Genomic DNA, 13,343 nt, shown 5'->3' on the forward strand with positions numbered 1-13,343 from the left:
CACTAAGCCATGTCCAAGTTCTTCCGCCGCCGCAAGTTCTGCCGCTTCACGGCTGAAAACGTGAAGGAGATCGATTACAAGGATCTCAACACGCTGCGCCAGTACGTCACCGAGAACGGCAAGATCGTGCCGAGCCGCATCACCGGCACCAAGGCCCGCTACCAGCGTCAGCTGGCGACCGCGATCAAGCGCGCCCGCTTCCTGGCCCTGCTGCCGTACACCGACAACCACGACGTCTAAGCAACGTCTTCAGCTTCCTCTCCCCTCCGGGGAGAGGACTGAGGTGAGGGGTGGGTGCTCGCGACAGGGCATCTGCAGGCGGGCTCCGGTCGAAGGTGCTCGCTGGATTGACCCCTCATCCCAGCCTTCTCCCCCAAAGGGGAGAAGGAGTGGAAAACCAAATTCGGACAACCGTCCACGGCTGCGTCGGGCCACACCGGCGCTAACGAAAAGGAACCACCATGGAACTGATTCTTCTCGAGAAAGTCCGCAACCTCGGCAACCTGGGCGACAAGGTCAAGGTGAAGCCGGGTTACGGCCGTAACTACCTGTTGCCGCAGGGCAAGGCCGTGCCGGTCAACGCCGCCAACCTCGAAGCCTTCGAGAAGCGCCGCGCCGAGTACGAAGCCAAGGCTGCGTCGCAGCTGTCCGGCGCCGAAGGCCGCAAGGCCAAGCTGGAAGGCGTCGAGGTGACCCTCACCGTCAATGCCAGCCCGGAAGGCAAGCTGTACGGCTCGGTCGGTCCGCGGGAAATTTCCGAAGCCCTCCAGGCTGCCGGCCATGACGTGCACAAGAACGAAGTGATCCAGGGCGAAGGCCCGATCCGCCACACCGGCGAATTCGAAGCCGTGATCGCGCTGCACGCCGACGTGCAGACCCAGGTCAAGGTGATCGTGGTCGGCGAAAAGTAAGCCGGATCATCGCTTGCGATACCCAGACGGGCGCCTCCGGGCGCCCGTTTGCTTTTGGTCTGGCGCGTGGCGTTTTCCACCGCCTTATCCACAGATAACCACAGCTTTTCCACAGGGTTATTGTCTCGTCGCCTGAGATGGCGCCGCGTATGCTCTGTGGTCATTGCCATGCCGTCGGCGCCGCCGCCGGTTCGCTCCGAGGAACCGCGATGTCCTTCGTTTCCGACCGCTCCGAAGAATCCGGGCGCCGCCGCCGTACCGAGCGCAAGCCGTCGCCGGCCATCGATGCGCTGCGCGTGCCGCCGCACTCGATCGACGCGGAGCAGGCCGTGCTGGGCGGCCTCATGCTCTCGCCCGATTCGCTGGACAAGGTGGCCGACCGCCTGAGCGAGCAGGACTTCTACCGCAAGGACCATCGCCTGATCTGGCGCGCCATCACCGAGCTGGCCGGCAAGGGCATGCCCTGCGATGCGGTGACCCTGGGCGACTGGTTCGAGGCCAATGGCCTGGCCGAAATGGTCGGCGGCGCCGCCTACCTGATCGAACTGGCCAACACCACGCCCAGCGCCGCGAACATTGGCGCCTACGCGGAAATCGTGCGCGAGAAGTCGGTGCTGCGCCAGCTCATCGATGCCGGCGTGGGTATCACCGAAGACGGCTACCAGCCCGATGGCATGGGCGTGCAGGAAGTACTGGAGCGCGCCGAGCAGGCCGTGTTCAAGATCGCCGAGTCCGGCGCGCGCGGCAAGAAGGACACGGTGTCGATGCGCGAGGCGGTGAAGGATGCCTTCCGCATTCTCTCCGAGCGTTTCGAGAACAAGGGCCAGCTCACCGGCGTATCCACCGGCTTTTCCGATCTGGACGAGCTCACCTCGGGCCTGCAGCCCTCCGACCTGATCATCGTCGCGGCGCGCCCGTCGATGGGCAAGACCGCTTTCTCGGTGAACATGGCCGAAGCGGTGGCGATGCGCGGCAAGAAGGCCGTGGCGATCTTCTCGATGGAAATGTCGGCCTCGCAGCTGGCCTTCCGCATGATTTCCTCGGTGGGTCGCATCCACGCGCAGCACCTGCGCAATGGCGACCTCGCTGAAGAAGACTGGCCGCGCGTCACCAACGCCATCGCGCTGCTGTCCGAAGCCAAGATCTTCATCGATGACACGCCGGGCCTGTCGCCGGTGGAGATGCGTTCGCGCGCCCGCCGCCTGCATCGCGAACACGGCGGCCTCGGACTCATCGTGATCGACTACCTGCAGCTGATGCAGGTGCCGGGCATGAAGGAAAACCGCGCGACGGAAATCTCGGAAATCTCGCGCTCGTTGAAGGGCCTGGCCAAGGAACTCAACTGTCCGGTGATCGCCCTGTCGCAGTTGAACCGCTCGCTGGAACAGCGCGCCGACAAGCGCCCGATGATGTCGGACCTGCGCGAATCCGGCGCTATCGAGCAGGACGCGGACGTGATCATGTTCATCTACCGCGACGAGTACTACAACAAGGAATCGCCGGACAAAGGCCTGGCCGAAATCATCATCGGCAAGCAGCGTAACGGCCCTACCGATACGGTGAAGCTGACCTTCCTGGGTCATTACACCAAGTTCGAGAACTACGCGCCCGATTCGTTCGTCGGCGCGTTCGATTGACGCGGCCCAGGGCAAGCACGCCGCACTTAAGGCACCGTTCCGCTTTGCGAATGGTGCCTGTACCGATCGCGTCCGTATGCGTTTCTTGCACGTAAAACCGGTGGCGGGTTCACATCCGCGGGCGCAACCTCGTGCCGTCTCCATCGCAAGAGGCACAACGCATGTCGCTGATCCTTCTGCTCATCATCGTATTGCTGTTGCTCGGTGCGCTGCCTACCTGGCCCTATAGCCGCGCATGGGGGTATGGGCCCAGCGGCGGTCTGGGGCTGATCCTGATCATCCTGATCGTTCTGCTGGTCCTGGGTGTTATCTGAGGATGCTGCCATGACCCGAGTCGTGATCCCTGCGTTGCTGGCAACCGCTTGCCTGGCGTTGGGTGGTTGCGGCGGTCGCACTCACGTGGTGCAGACCAACAATGAAACCTGCGGCAAGCAAATGAGCGATCTGCAGGACGCGCTTGCTTCCGGAGCGATGACCCAGCACGAGTACAACAAGGCTCATCGCGCGGCCATGGAGCGCTGCACGAGGCGCGACGATCGCGACTAGCGGTCGTCCGCCCTCGAAATGCCATGCCAATGGCCCGCGGTCGACGTGGCCTGGCGCTAGGGTGAAACACGCAAAGCCGGCTGGTCCCGGACAAGGCTGCTAAGCTGGCAGCCTTGTCCGGGACCAGCCGGTCCGTATGCTTCCACTCCTTCCGTCACGCGCCACAGCCGGCGCCGAGCAGGCATGAGCCGCACCACCGTCGCTACCATCCATCTCGGCGCCTTGCGCCACAATCTCGCCCGCATCAAGCAACTGGCGGCTCCTGCCAAGGTCATGGCCGTGGTGAAGGCCGATGCCTATGGCCATGGGTTGGAACGTGTCGCGCGGGCGCTGGATGGCGACGCCGATGCGTTTGCCGTGGCGGCATTGGGAGACGGCCTGCGCCTGCGGGCGGCCGGGCACCGGCAACGCATCGTGGTGCTGTCGGGCCCGGATCGCGCCAGCGACATCGCCGAGATGCAACGCCTCAGCCTCGATGCCGCGATCCATCACGAGGACCAGTTGCAGTGGCTCAAGGAGGCCTCGCCCGCGCGTGGCCCGTTGCGCGTGTGGCTGAAGGTCGACAGCGGCATGCATCGCCTCGGCTTCGCGCCGGAGGCAGTGGCTTTCGTCCATGCGCAACTCGCGGCGATGCCAGGCATCGATCCGGAGATCGGGCTGCTGACCCATTTCGCGGAGTCGGAAGTGTTCGATGGCACCGAAACGCTCGCGCAGATCGCGCGTTTCGCCAAAGCCACGCAAGGCTTGCGCGGGCCTCGCTCGCTGTCCAACTCCGCTGCCGTGCTGGGCTGGACCGAGGCCAAGGGCGACTGGGTGCGCACGGGCGGGTTGCTTTACGGTCTTTCGGTGGTGGACGGCAAGACCGGCGCAGACTTCGGCTTCCGCCCCGCGATGACCCTGAGTACGCGCCTGATCGCCATCAACCGCATCGGCAAGGGTGAGCGCATCGGCTACAACGGCACCTGGACCTGCCCGGAAGACATGCCGGTGGGCGTCGCCGCCGTAGGCTACGGCGACGGCTATCCGCGCAGCGCCGTGGCAGGTACGCCGGTGCTGGTCGGGGAGCAGCGCGTACCGCTGATCGGCCGGGTCTCCATGGACCTGATCACGCTCGATCTGCGTCAGGCGCCCGAAGCCAGGGTGGGTGACCGCGTGACGCTGTGGGGTCCGGAGCTTCCCGTGGAAATCATCGCCGCGCAGGCGGGCACCATCTCCTATGACCTGACCTGCGGCATGACCCGTCGCGTACTGTTCGTCGAGGACGAGCACTGATCCGCGTCTCGCCGCCTGCGATGGCGGCCCGTTAAGCTCACCGCATCAAGCAACGGTTTCCAGGGAATCCGCATGGCCAAAGCCAAGACCGCCTACGTCTGCGCCGACTGCGGCGCAGAGCACTCCAAATGGCAGGGCCAATGCATCGAGTGCAACGCGTGGAACACGCTGAGCGAATTCGTGGTGCAGCCTGCCGTGAAATCGGTAGCCGCGGCACGCACGACCGGCTATGCCGGCGCGGCCGCGGGCTCGCCGAAGGTCACGCCGTTGACGGCCGTGGCGCTGAGCGCGGAGACGCGCACGTTGACCGGCATCGGTGAGCTCGATCGCGTGCTGGGCGGCGGCCTCGTGGACGGCTCGGTGGTGCTGATCGGCGGCGATCCCGGTATCGGCAAGTCCACCTTGTTGCTGCAAATGCTGGGCACGCTGGGCACGCAGGTCCCCAGCGTCTACGTCACGGGCGAAGAGTCGCTGGCGCAGGTGGCCGCACGCGCGCAGCGCCTGGACCTTCCGCTGGGCCCGCTGCACGCGCTGGCGGAAACCTGCATCGAGCGCATCATCGAGCAGGCATTGAACAGCCGTCCGCGCGTGCTGGTGATCGATTCCATACAGACCATCTGGACCGAACTGCTTGCCGCGGCACCGGGGTCGGTGAGCCAGGTGAGGGAGTCGGCGGCGAAGCTCACGCGTTTCGCCAAGGAAACCGGCACCTCGGTATTCCTGGTCGGCCACGTCACCAAGGAAGGTGGCATCGCCGGTCCGCGCGTGCTCGAGCACATGGTGGACGCGGTGCTGTACTTCGAAGGCGAATCCGGCAGCCGCTTCCGCGTGCTGCGCGCGTTCAAGAACCGCTTTGGCGCGGTGAACGAGCTGGGCGTGTTCGCCATGTCCGAGAAGGGGCTGCGCGAAGTGACCAACCCGTCGGCGATCTTCCTCTCCGCGCACAGCGGGCCGACTTCCGGCAGCGCCGTGATGGTGACACGCGAAGGTACGCGCCCGTTGCTGGTGGAAGTGCAGGCGCTGGTGGATCAATCGTCGCTGGGCAATCCGCGCCGCGTTGCGCTGGGCCTGGAGCAGAACCGCCTGGCCATGCTGCTGGCGGTGTTGCACCGGCACGGTGGCGTGGCGGCCTACGACCAGGACGTGTTCGTCAACGTGGTGGGTGGCATCCGCGTGCAGGAAACCGCCGCCGATCTGCCGGTGTTGCTGGCGGTGCTGTCCTCGCTGCGCGATCGTCCGTTGCCCGAGAAGACCATCGCATTCGGCGAAGTGGGCCTGTCGGGCGAGATCCGTCCGGTGCCCAATGGCGAGGAGCGTCTGAAGGAGGCCGCGCATCACGGCTTCCAGAAGGCCATTGTGCCCAAGGCGAATGCGCCCAAGAAGGGCAAGGTCGGGGAGATGGAAGTGGTGGCGGTGGAGCGCCTCTCGCAGGCGCTGGAAGCCTGCCGCTAGCAAACCCCATCCACACCACCCCGCGTGTAGGAGCGCACCCTGTGCGCGACAGCCTTTCGCGGTGGGCGGCATGGTTGTGGTTCTTGTGAGAGCGGGATGTTGCCTTCGGTAGCCACGCTGTCGCAAGAGTGCCGCTTACGCAGCGGGCGTTTCGACGTCCTGCCGGCCGCCGAGTCACTTTTCTTTTGCTGGCCCAAAAGAAAAGTAACCCAAAGAAAATGGCCTTCAGAGCCAAGGCTCTTAGCAGTACGGGGGATAGGAGCGTCGGACGACTGAGGTCAACCGGGAAGGGCTCGTTATTACCTCGAACGAAGCGGCTACACCGCCACGCGCCGTCGCGAAGAGGACTTAAGGCCACTTCGCTGAGCCGCAATGAAGTCTATGGGGTGCCGCACCCTTCCTCCCTCTCCCCTCCGGGGCACGCGGGGAGCGGCCATGGATGGTCGCGGCTTTGAGGAGCGAGGAGAGGGCGGGGGTGAGGGGTGGGGCTCGCGAAATTCCTCCCTACCTCTGTAGGAGCGCACCCTGTGCGCGAAAAGCCTACAGAGCAATGACGCCGAGACTCTGCCATCGCGCACTGGGCCACAAGGAAGTCGTCCGTCGCCTACACCGGCGGCAGGGCCGCAAAGTCCGGGTGCTGTTCCGCCTGTCGGGCGAACCGCGCCAGGTTCGGATAGGCCTCTGCGTCGATCACGTCGGCGGCGACGATCTGGGTGAAGCCCCAGGCCACGGCAATCGACACGTCCGCCTGCGTCGGCGTGTTGCCGAACAGCCATCCATTCGCGCCATCCACCTCGCGCTCAAGCAGGTCATAGGCCGAGCGCAGCTGTCCTTGCACGCGGTGCAGCCAGCCCGCATCGCGCTTGTCTTCGTCGCGCTTGTGCTCGTACACGATCTGCACGCTCTTCTCGCTGGCGGCGATGGCGATGCCGATGAGGCGCGTGGCGCGCAGGCGTTGCGCGGCATCGTCGGGCATCAACGGCGCGTTGCTGCTGATGGATTGCGCCCAGTCGATGATCAGGCTGGACTCGGTGAGCAGCGTGCCGTCGTCCAGCACCAGCGTGGGCGCCTTGACCAGCGGGTTCACCCGTCGGAACTCGTCGAAGTTGCGAAAGACCGACCAGTTGCGGTGCGTGAATGGAATGCCCAGCAGGCGCAGCGAAATGGCCGTGCGGCGTACATAGGGCGAGTCGAGCATGCCGATCAATTCCACGAGCATCTCCCGTCAGGAATGGAAAACCACGGTCTTGCTGCCGTTGAGCAATACACGGTCGTCGAGATAAAGGCGAAGCGTGCGGGCCAGCACGCGGCGTTCGATGTCGCGGCCGATGCGGATCAGGTCATCGGGCGTGTCCGCGTGCGTCACGCGCTCGATGTCCTGCTCGATGATCGGGCCTTCGTCGAGATCGCCGGTCACGAAGTGGGCCGTGGCGCCGATCAGCTTGACGCCGCGCCGGTGCGCCTGGTGATAGGGGCGGGCGCCCTTGAATCCAGGCAGGAAGGAATGATGGATATTGATGCAGCGGCCGGCGAGGCGACCGGCGAGTTCGCTGGACAGCACCTGCATGTAGCGCGCAAGGACGACCAGTTCGGCGCCCGACTGCCCGATCAGCGACCACAGTTCGGCTTCCTGCTGAACCTTGCCGTCGCGCTCGACCGGCAGGTAGTGGAACGGGATGCCGTCGAAGTCCAGGTGGCGATAGGTCTCGATCGGATGGTTGGCCACCACGCCCACGATATCCATTGCCAGTTCGCCGATGCGCCAGCGGTACAAGGTGTCCGCCAGGCAATGATCGAACTTGGACACCAGCAGCATCACGCGCCGGCGCCGAGAGCGGTCGCGCAGCGTCCATTGCATCTTCAGCGAGGGAGCGAAGTCGTCAAAGCTGGTGCGCAGCGGCTCCAGGCCATGCTGTGCGCTCTCGAACACCAGCCGCATGAAGAAACGCCCGGTTTCGGCATCACCGAACTGCTGGGCTTCCACTATGTTGCATTGGTTCGCCGCCAGGTGGTTCGAGACCGCCGCCACGATACCGGCACGATCCGGACAGGACAGGGTGATCACGAACTGGCCGGCAGCGCTCATGGCATGCGATGCAGGATCAGTTCCAGCACCGCCTTGGTGCCGAAGAAGGCAAGCAACAGCACGCCCATGCCGACCAGGGTGAGGTTGACCGCGCTGCGGCCGCGCCAGCCATAACGCCAGCGTCCGAACAGGAGCGCGCCGAACACGAGCCAGGCGATGATCGACAATACCGTCTTGTGCACCAGATGCTGCCCGAACAGGTTGTCGACGAACAGGATGCCGGTCAGCAGCGTGAGCGTGAGCAGCAGGAAGCCTGCACCGATCAGGCGGAACAACAGGGTTTCAGTCAGCGTCAGCGGGGGCAGCGAGCGCAGCCAGGGGCCGAATTGGCGATGGCGCAGCGCTCGCTCCTGGATGGCCAGCAGAATGGCGAGCACGGCGGCGATGGAGAGCACGCTGAAAGCGAGCAGCGCCACCGTGACATGCAGCTTGATCTGCCACTCCAGCGGTTGTGGGGCGGTGGGCGGAGCGGCGAATGTGTCGATGGCGAGCAGCAGCGCGGACAACGGAAAGACGATGCCGCCCAGTGCCGCCACCGGGCGCCAGATGTTCACCACCAGGGTCAGCGCCGATACCACGCAGGCCACCAGGGAGAGCGCCGCGAAGAAATGCAGGTCCAGTTTGCCGCTATGCAGGCTGAGCAGGATGGTTGCGTGCGTGAGTACCGCCACCGTGGCCGCGGCCAACGCCACGCGCTGAAGCACCGACGACGTATTGTGGCGAGCGAACAGCGGCCAGGTGGGAAGACCCGCGGCGAGCAGGTAGTCGACGATGGCGATCAGTGCGGCGGCGGTCAGCATGGCGGGGAAGTGTGGCACAGGGCCGTCAGCGCGTGAACGGCACTTGCGGGGACGCGACGGTTTGCCCAAGGTTCGCCCCGCTCATGGGGTGGTCGCCCGCGGGCCGATCCACTTGCCTTGGGAAGCAGCAGCGATGAAGCGTCGGATGAGCCAGGTGCTGTGTGCAGGCCTCATCGGGTGGGCGTCCATGGCCCACGCCGCAGCGGATACCTGCACGACGCGATCGACGGACCTGCTCGACGCGTTGCGCAAGGGCGATTTCGCCGCGGCGACCGGTCATTTCGATGCGTCCGTCAAGGCCGCGGTGGATGCGCAGAAACTGCAGGCCGTGTGGCAACACATGCTGCCGGCCAAATTCGGCGCGTTTGATCATGCCGAAGCGCCGAGGTTCGGCTCGCCGGGCAACGGTGCGCTGGTCGAGACGCCCCTGCATTTCGCGCGGGGCCAACTCGTCATGCGGGTGGCCTGCAATGCCGGGGGCGAGATTGCCGGGCTGCGCTTCGCGCCGGTGTCGGCCTCCGTCTCCACGGCGCCGCTGGACGACGGCGCGCGACGCGTCGATGTGCCGACACCCCTCGGCCCACTTCCCGGCATCCTCACCGTGCCGCCGGGGCAGGGGCCGTTCCCTGTCGCGGTGCTGGTGGCAGGTTCGGGCCCGCATGATGGCGACGAGACCATCGGGCCGAACAAGCCTTTCCGCGACATCGCGCGTGGCTTGGCCGCGGACGGCATCGCCACTCTCCGCTACGACAAGCGCACCTTGACGTATGCGGCGCAGATGGCGGGGCGCGCTGACCTCACCATCGACGATGAGGTGACCGACGATGCCCAGGCGGCGATCAGGCTGGCGCGTGCACAGCCAGGCATCGATCCGCATCGCGTGTTCGTGCTCGGCCACAGCCTGGGCGCTTACATGGCGCCACGCATCGGCCAGCGCGATCCTTCGCTGGCCGGGCTGGTCCTGCTGGCGGCACCTGCGCGATCGCTGCTGGACGTGCAGGCCCAGCAGGTACGGGACCTGGGCCAGCGGGAGGGCTTGAGCGATGAGCGGATCGCCCGCCGCGAGCAGGCCATCGCGGAAGAGAAGCAGCGGTTGGCGCTGGCCGGGCCTGGCGCGGCTCTTGCCGGGACGTTCGGCGGCGCCCCGCAGAGCTATCGGCTGAGCTTGCGCGACTACGACGCGGTGGCGGTGGCCAAATCGTCAGGCATGCCCATGTTGCTGCTCCAGGGCGGCCGCGATTTCCAGGTGTCGCCCGAACAGGACTTTGCCCGCTGGCAAACCGCGCTGGCGGGGCAGAAGCACGTGGCCTTCCGCCGTTACGACGGTCTCAGCCACCTGTTCATGCCCTCGGGCAGCAGCGGCACGCCGGCCGACTATCAGGCGCCGGCGCACGTGGACGGGAAGGTCATCCAGGACATCGCGAACTGGATCAAGGCCCAGCCCCCGCGGGGCTGATCCCGTGGTGATCCGTGCCTCTGCTATATTTACTGGCTTGTCCCTGGACTCCTGTCTGCCATGTTCGAATCGCTCAGCCAACGCCTTTCCGCCACCGTCAACCGCCTGCGTGGCCGCGGTCGCCTGACCGAGGAAAACATCCGCGAATCGTTGCGCGAAGTGCGCATCGCCCTGCTCGAGGCCGATGTGGCGCTGCCGGTGGTGCAGGCGCTGGTCGAGCGCGTGAAGGTGCGCGCGGTGGGCCAGGAAGTGCTCAAGAGCCTCTCGCCGGGCCAGGCCCTGGTGAAGGTGGTCAGCGATGAGCTGACCGCGCTGATGGGCACGGCCAATACGGAACTCAATCTTGCCCAGCAGCCGCCGGCCGTGGTGCTGATGGCGGGCCTGCAGGGCGCCGGCAAGACCACCACGGTGGCCAAGCTCGCCCGCTTCCTCACCGAGCGCAAGAAGAAAAAGGTAATGGTGGTGAGCTGCGACGTGTACCGTCCGGCCGCCATCGAGCAGCTGCGTACGCTGGCCGAGCAGGTCGGCGTGAAGTTCTTCCCGTCCGAGGCGGGCCAGAACCCGGTCGACATCGCGAAGAACGCGATCGCGGCCGCCCGCCGCGAAGTGGTCGACGTGCTGCTGGTCGACACCGCCGGCCGCCTGCACGTGGACGAGGCGATGATGGCGGAGATCAAGGCGCTGCACGCCGCGATCACGCCGGTCGAAACGCTGTTCGTGGTGGACTCCATGACCGGCCAGGATGCGGCCAACACCGCCAAGGCCTTCGCCGAGGCGCTGCCGCTCACTGGCGTGGTGCTGACCAAGACCGACGGCGATGCGCGCGGTGGCGCGGCGTTGTCGGTGCGTTATGTCACCGGTCGCCCGATCAAGTTCCTCGGTGCGGGCGAGAAGACCGATGCGCTGGAACCCTTCCATCCCGACCGCGTCGCGCAGCGCATCCTCGGCATGGGCGACGTGCTGTCGCTGGTCGAGGAAGTGGAGCGCAAGGTCGACCAGGAGAAGGCACAGAAGCTCGCCGAGAAGGTCATCAAGGGCAAGCGCTTCGATCTCAACGACATGCGCGACCAGCTCGAGCAGATGAGCAACATGGGTGGCCTGGCCGGCCTGATGGACAAGCTGCCCGGCGTGTCCGCGCTGCCCGAGAACGTGAAATCCAAGGTCAATGACGGCGAGATCAAGCGCATGGTCGCGATCATCCAGTCGATGACCAAGAAGGAGCGTCGCCACCCGGATCTGCTCAATGGCTCGCGTCGCGCCCGCGTCGCACGCGGTTCGGGCACGCAGCCGGCCGACGTGAACCGTCTGCTCAAGCAGTACATGCAGATGGAAAAGATGATGTCCAAGCTTTCCAAGGGAGGCACCAAGGGTCTCCTGCGGCAGATGCGTGGCGCCATGAAGGGCATGGGCGGCATGGGCGGCGGTTTCCCGCCGATGCGCTGAGGCTGAACGCCCCGGCCGGCGACTTCGGTCGGATCTGCCTGTCAGCTCTTCCTTTTTCCCCAAAATTCATTAAAATGTCGCGTTCACCGCGCACGGCCACGTGCGTGCTGCCGGCATTCCGGCAACTCTGGAGCTTTTATTTATGGTCAAGATTCGTCTTTCGCGCGGCGGCGCCAAGGGCCGTCCGTTCTACCACATCGTTGTCACCGATCAGCGCAACAAGCGCGACGGTCGCAGCATCGAGAACGTGGGTTTCTACAATCCGGTGGCTTCGGGCAAGGACAAGCGCCTTGAGCTGAACGTCGCCCGCGTGCAGGAGTGGATTGGCAAGGGTGCGCAGCTGACCGACAAGGTCGCGTCCCTCGTCAAGGAAGCCGGCAAGCAGCAGGCTGCCTGAGCATGACGGCAGCCGGCCGGCGCGTCCTCGTGGGACGCATCGTCGGGCTGTATGGCGTGCAGGGCTGGCTCAAGATCGAATCCTGGACCGAGCCCCGCACGAAGATCTTCACCTACCAACCCTGGCTGCTCACATCGGCGCCGGGTGTGGAAACGGAGATCACGGGAGTCAAAGGTCGTCCGCAAGGCAAGGGGCTCGTTGCCCAACTGCCTGGAGTCGACGATCGAGACGCCGCAGCAGCATTGGTGGGACGTGACATCCATGTCGCCCGCGAACTGCTGCCGCCTCCCGGCAAGGATGAGTATTACTGGGTCGACCTCGAGGGTCTGGAGGTCGTCACCACGGAAGGCGTGGCACTGGGACGGGTCAGTCATCTGTTCGCGACCGGCGCCAACGATGTCGTGGTGGTGAAGGACGGTACGCGCGAGCGGCTGATTCCTTTTATCCAGGGTTCGTATGTGCGTTCGGTGGACTTGTCCGGTGAACGCATGGTGGTGGACTGGGATCCTGAATTCTGAGCGCGCCAAGCGCCGCCACAAGGGTTGAGGATCATGCGCATCGACGTCGTCACGTTGTTTCCCGACTTCATGCGCCAGTGTGCTGCCGTTGGTGTCGTGGGACGTGCGCAGCAGCGTGAGTTGCTGCAGGTGGAAACCTGGAACCCGCGCGACTTCGCCACCGACAATTACCGCACCGTGGACGGCCGCACCTGCGGCGGCGGGCCCGGGATGGTGATGCTGATCCAGCCTTTGCGCGAGGCCCTCAAGGCCGTGCGCGAGGCCGCACCGGAACCGGTGCACGTGATTTACCTCAGTCCGCAGGGAGCGCGGCTGACGCAGGGCAGGGTGGAAGCGCTGGCGAAGCTGCCGCGCATCGCCTTGCTCTGTGGGCGTTACGAGGGTGTGGACGAGCGTCTGCTGGCGCACGAGGTCGACGAGGAGATTTCCATCGGCGATTATGTGTTGTCCGGCGGCGAGCTGGGTGCGGCAGTGATCATCGATGCCGTGGGCCGCTTGCAGGACGGCGCGTTGAACGACGCGCAGTCGGCGCAGCAGGATTCGTTTTCGGACGGACTGCTGGATTGCCCGCACTATGCAAAACCGGTGCATGACGCACTGGGCGACGTACCGGACGTACTGCTTTCCGGTGACCACGCGGCGATCCGCCGTTGGCGCCTGAAGCAATCGCTGGGACGGACCTGGTTGCGGCGTCCCGATCTTTTGGCGCAGCGCGCGCTGGATGCGGAATCCCGAGCGCTGTTGGATGAATTCCGCCGCGAACATGCTCAGCAGTCGCGGCACGACGATACGGCCCACTAAGGGCGAGAAATTAGACAGGTGTTG

At 65.5% G+C, this 13,343-nt stretch carries 15 protein-coding genes; 12 read left to right on the top strand and 3 right to left on the bottom strand.

The window, feature by feature from the left end; translation table 11 throughout:
• Nucleotides 1-9: 9 nt before the first annotated feature.
• The 7 genes from rpsR (at nucleotide 10) to radA (ending at nucleotide 5,818) form a co-directional block, all read left to right on the top strand.
• Nucleotides 10-240, top strand: a complete 231-nt coding sequence (rpsR, locus tag JMF82_RS04605) for a 30S ribosomal protein S18 (protein ID WP_111983860.1) — start codon at nucleotides 10-12, stop codon at nucleotides 238-240.
• A gap of 221 nt (nucleotides 241-461) precedes the next feature.
• Entirely contained in the window at nucleotides 462-911 is a 450-nt protein-coding gene (gene rplI / locus JMF82_RS04610) for a 50S ribosomal protein L9 (protein ID WP_038616048.1), read from the top strand.
• Nucleotides 912-1,120: 209 nt separating this feature from the next.
• Nucleotides 1,121-2,548 (top strand): replicative DNA helicase, encoded by a 1,428-nt coding sequence (locus JMF82_RS04615; protein ID WP_201313358.1) that lies wholly within the window; start codon nucleotides 1,121-1,123, stop codon nucleotides 2,546-2,548.
• Nucleotides 2,549-2,709: 161 nt separating this feature from the next.
• Entirely contained in the window at nucleotides 2,710-2,862 is a 153-nt protein-coding gene (locus JMF82_RS04620; RefSeq protein WP_038616052.1) for a DUF3309 family protein, read from the top strand.
• Nucleotides 2,863-2,872: 10 nt separating this feature from the next.
• Nucleotides 2,873-3,094 (top strand): hypothetical protein, encoded by a 222-nt coding sequence (locus tag JMF82_RS04625; RefSeq protein WP_201313359.1) that lies wholly within the window; start codon nucleotides 2,873-2,875, stop codon nucleotides 3,092-3,094.
• 183 nt (nucleotides 3,095-3,277) lie between these two features.
• Entirely contained in the window at nucleotides 3,278-4,366 is a 1,089-nt protein-coding gene (gene alr / locus JMF82_RS04630) for an alanine racemase (protein WP_201313360.1), read from the top strand.
• 72 nt (nucleotides 4,367-4,438) lie between these two features.
• Nucleotides 4,439-5,818 carry a DNA repair protein RadA gene (gene radA / locus JMF82_RS04635; RefSeq protein ID WP_201313361.1) on the top strand — a complete coding sequence of 460 codons (1,380 nt, stop codon included), beginning with the start codon at nucleotides 4,439-4,441 and terminating at the stop codon, nucleotides 5,816-5,818.
• A gap of 604 nt (nucleotides 5,819-6,422) precedes the next feature.
• On the opposite strand, the gene JMF82_RS04640 is transcribed toward radA, so the two are convergent.
• The 3 genes from JMF82_RS04640 to ccsA are packed head-to-tail and all read right to left on the bottom strand — an operon-like array spanning nucleotide 6,423 to nucleotide 8,704.
• Nucleotides 6,423-7,031 (bottom strand): glutathione S-transferase family protein, encoded by a 609-nt coding sequence (locus tag JMF82_RS04640; protein ID WP_201313362.1) that lies wholly within the window; start codon nucleotides 7,029-7,031, stop codon nucleotides 6,423-6,425.
• Nucleotides 7,032-7,043: 12 nt separating this feature from the next.
• Nucleotides 7,044-7,904 carry a formyltetrahydrofolate deformylase gene (gene purU / locus JMF82_RS04645; protein WP_201313363.1) on the bottom strand — a complete coding sequence of 287 codons (861 nt, stop codon included), beginning with the start codon at nucleotides 7,902-7,904 and terminating at the stop codon, nucleotides 7,044-7,046.
• A complete protein-coding gene (ccsA, locus tag JMF82_RS04650) occupies nucleotides 7,901-8,704 on the bottom strand; it encodes a cytochrome c biogenesis protein CcsA (protein WP_236585292.1) in 804 nt (267 codons plus the stop codon). Before ccsA ends, purU begins: the two co-directional genes overlap by 4 nt.
• Before the next feature lie 187 nt (nucleotides 8,705-8,891).
• On the opposite strand from ccsA, the gene JMF82_RS04655 reads away from it, so the two are divergent.
• The 5 genes from JMF82_RS04655 to trmD all read left to right on the top strand — a co-directional run bounded on the left by JMF82_RS04655 (nucleotide 8,892) and on the right by trmD (nucleotide 13,319).
• Complete coding sequence (locus tag JMF82_RS04655; RefSeq protein WP_201313364.1) at nucleotides 8,892-10,160, top strand: alpha/beta fold hydrolase; 1,269 nt, start codon at nucleotides 8,892-8,894, stop codon at nucleotides 10,158-10,160.
• A gap of 60 nt (nucleotides 10,161-10,220) precedes the next feature.
• Complete coding sequence (gene ffh, locus JMF82_RS04660) at nucleotides 10,221-11,603, top strand: signal recognition particle protein (protein ID WP_201313365.1); 1,383 nt, start codon at nucleotides 10,221-10,223, stop codon at nucleotides 11,601-11,603.
• Nucleotides 11,604-11,745: 142 nt separating this feature from the next.
• Nucleotides 11,746-12,000: a 30S ribosomal protein S16 gene (gene rpsP, locus JMF82_RS04665; RefSeq protein WP_038616072.1), complete on the top strand. Its 255-nt coding sequence runs from the start codon at nucleotides 11,746-11,748 to the stop codon at nucleotides 11,998-12,000.
• Nucleotides 12,001-12,002: 2 nt separating this feature from the next.
• Entirely contained in the window at nucleotides 12,003-12,518 is a 516-nt protein-coding gene (gene rimM, locus JMF82_RS04670) for a ribosome maturation factor RimM (protein ID WP_201313366.1), read from the top strand.
• A 33-nt stretch (nucleotides 12,519-12,551) separates the two neighbouring features.
• Nucleotides 12,552-13,319: a tRNA (guanosine(37)-N1)-methyltransferase TrmD gene (trmD, locus tag JMF82_RS04675; RefSeq protein ID WP_201313367.1), complete on the top strand. Its 768-nt coding sequence runs from the start codon at nucleotides 12,552-12,554 to the stop codon at nucleotides 13,317-13,319.
• Nucleotides 13,320-13,343: the final 24 nt, after the last annotated feature.

This window comes from Dyella sp. EPa41, assembly GCF_016586165.1.
Classification (GTDB): Bacteria; Pseudomonadota; Gammaproteobacteria; order Xanthomonadales; family Rhodanobacteraceae; genus Dyella.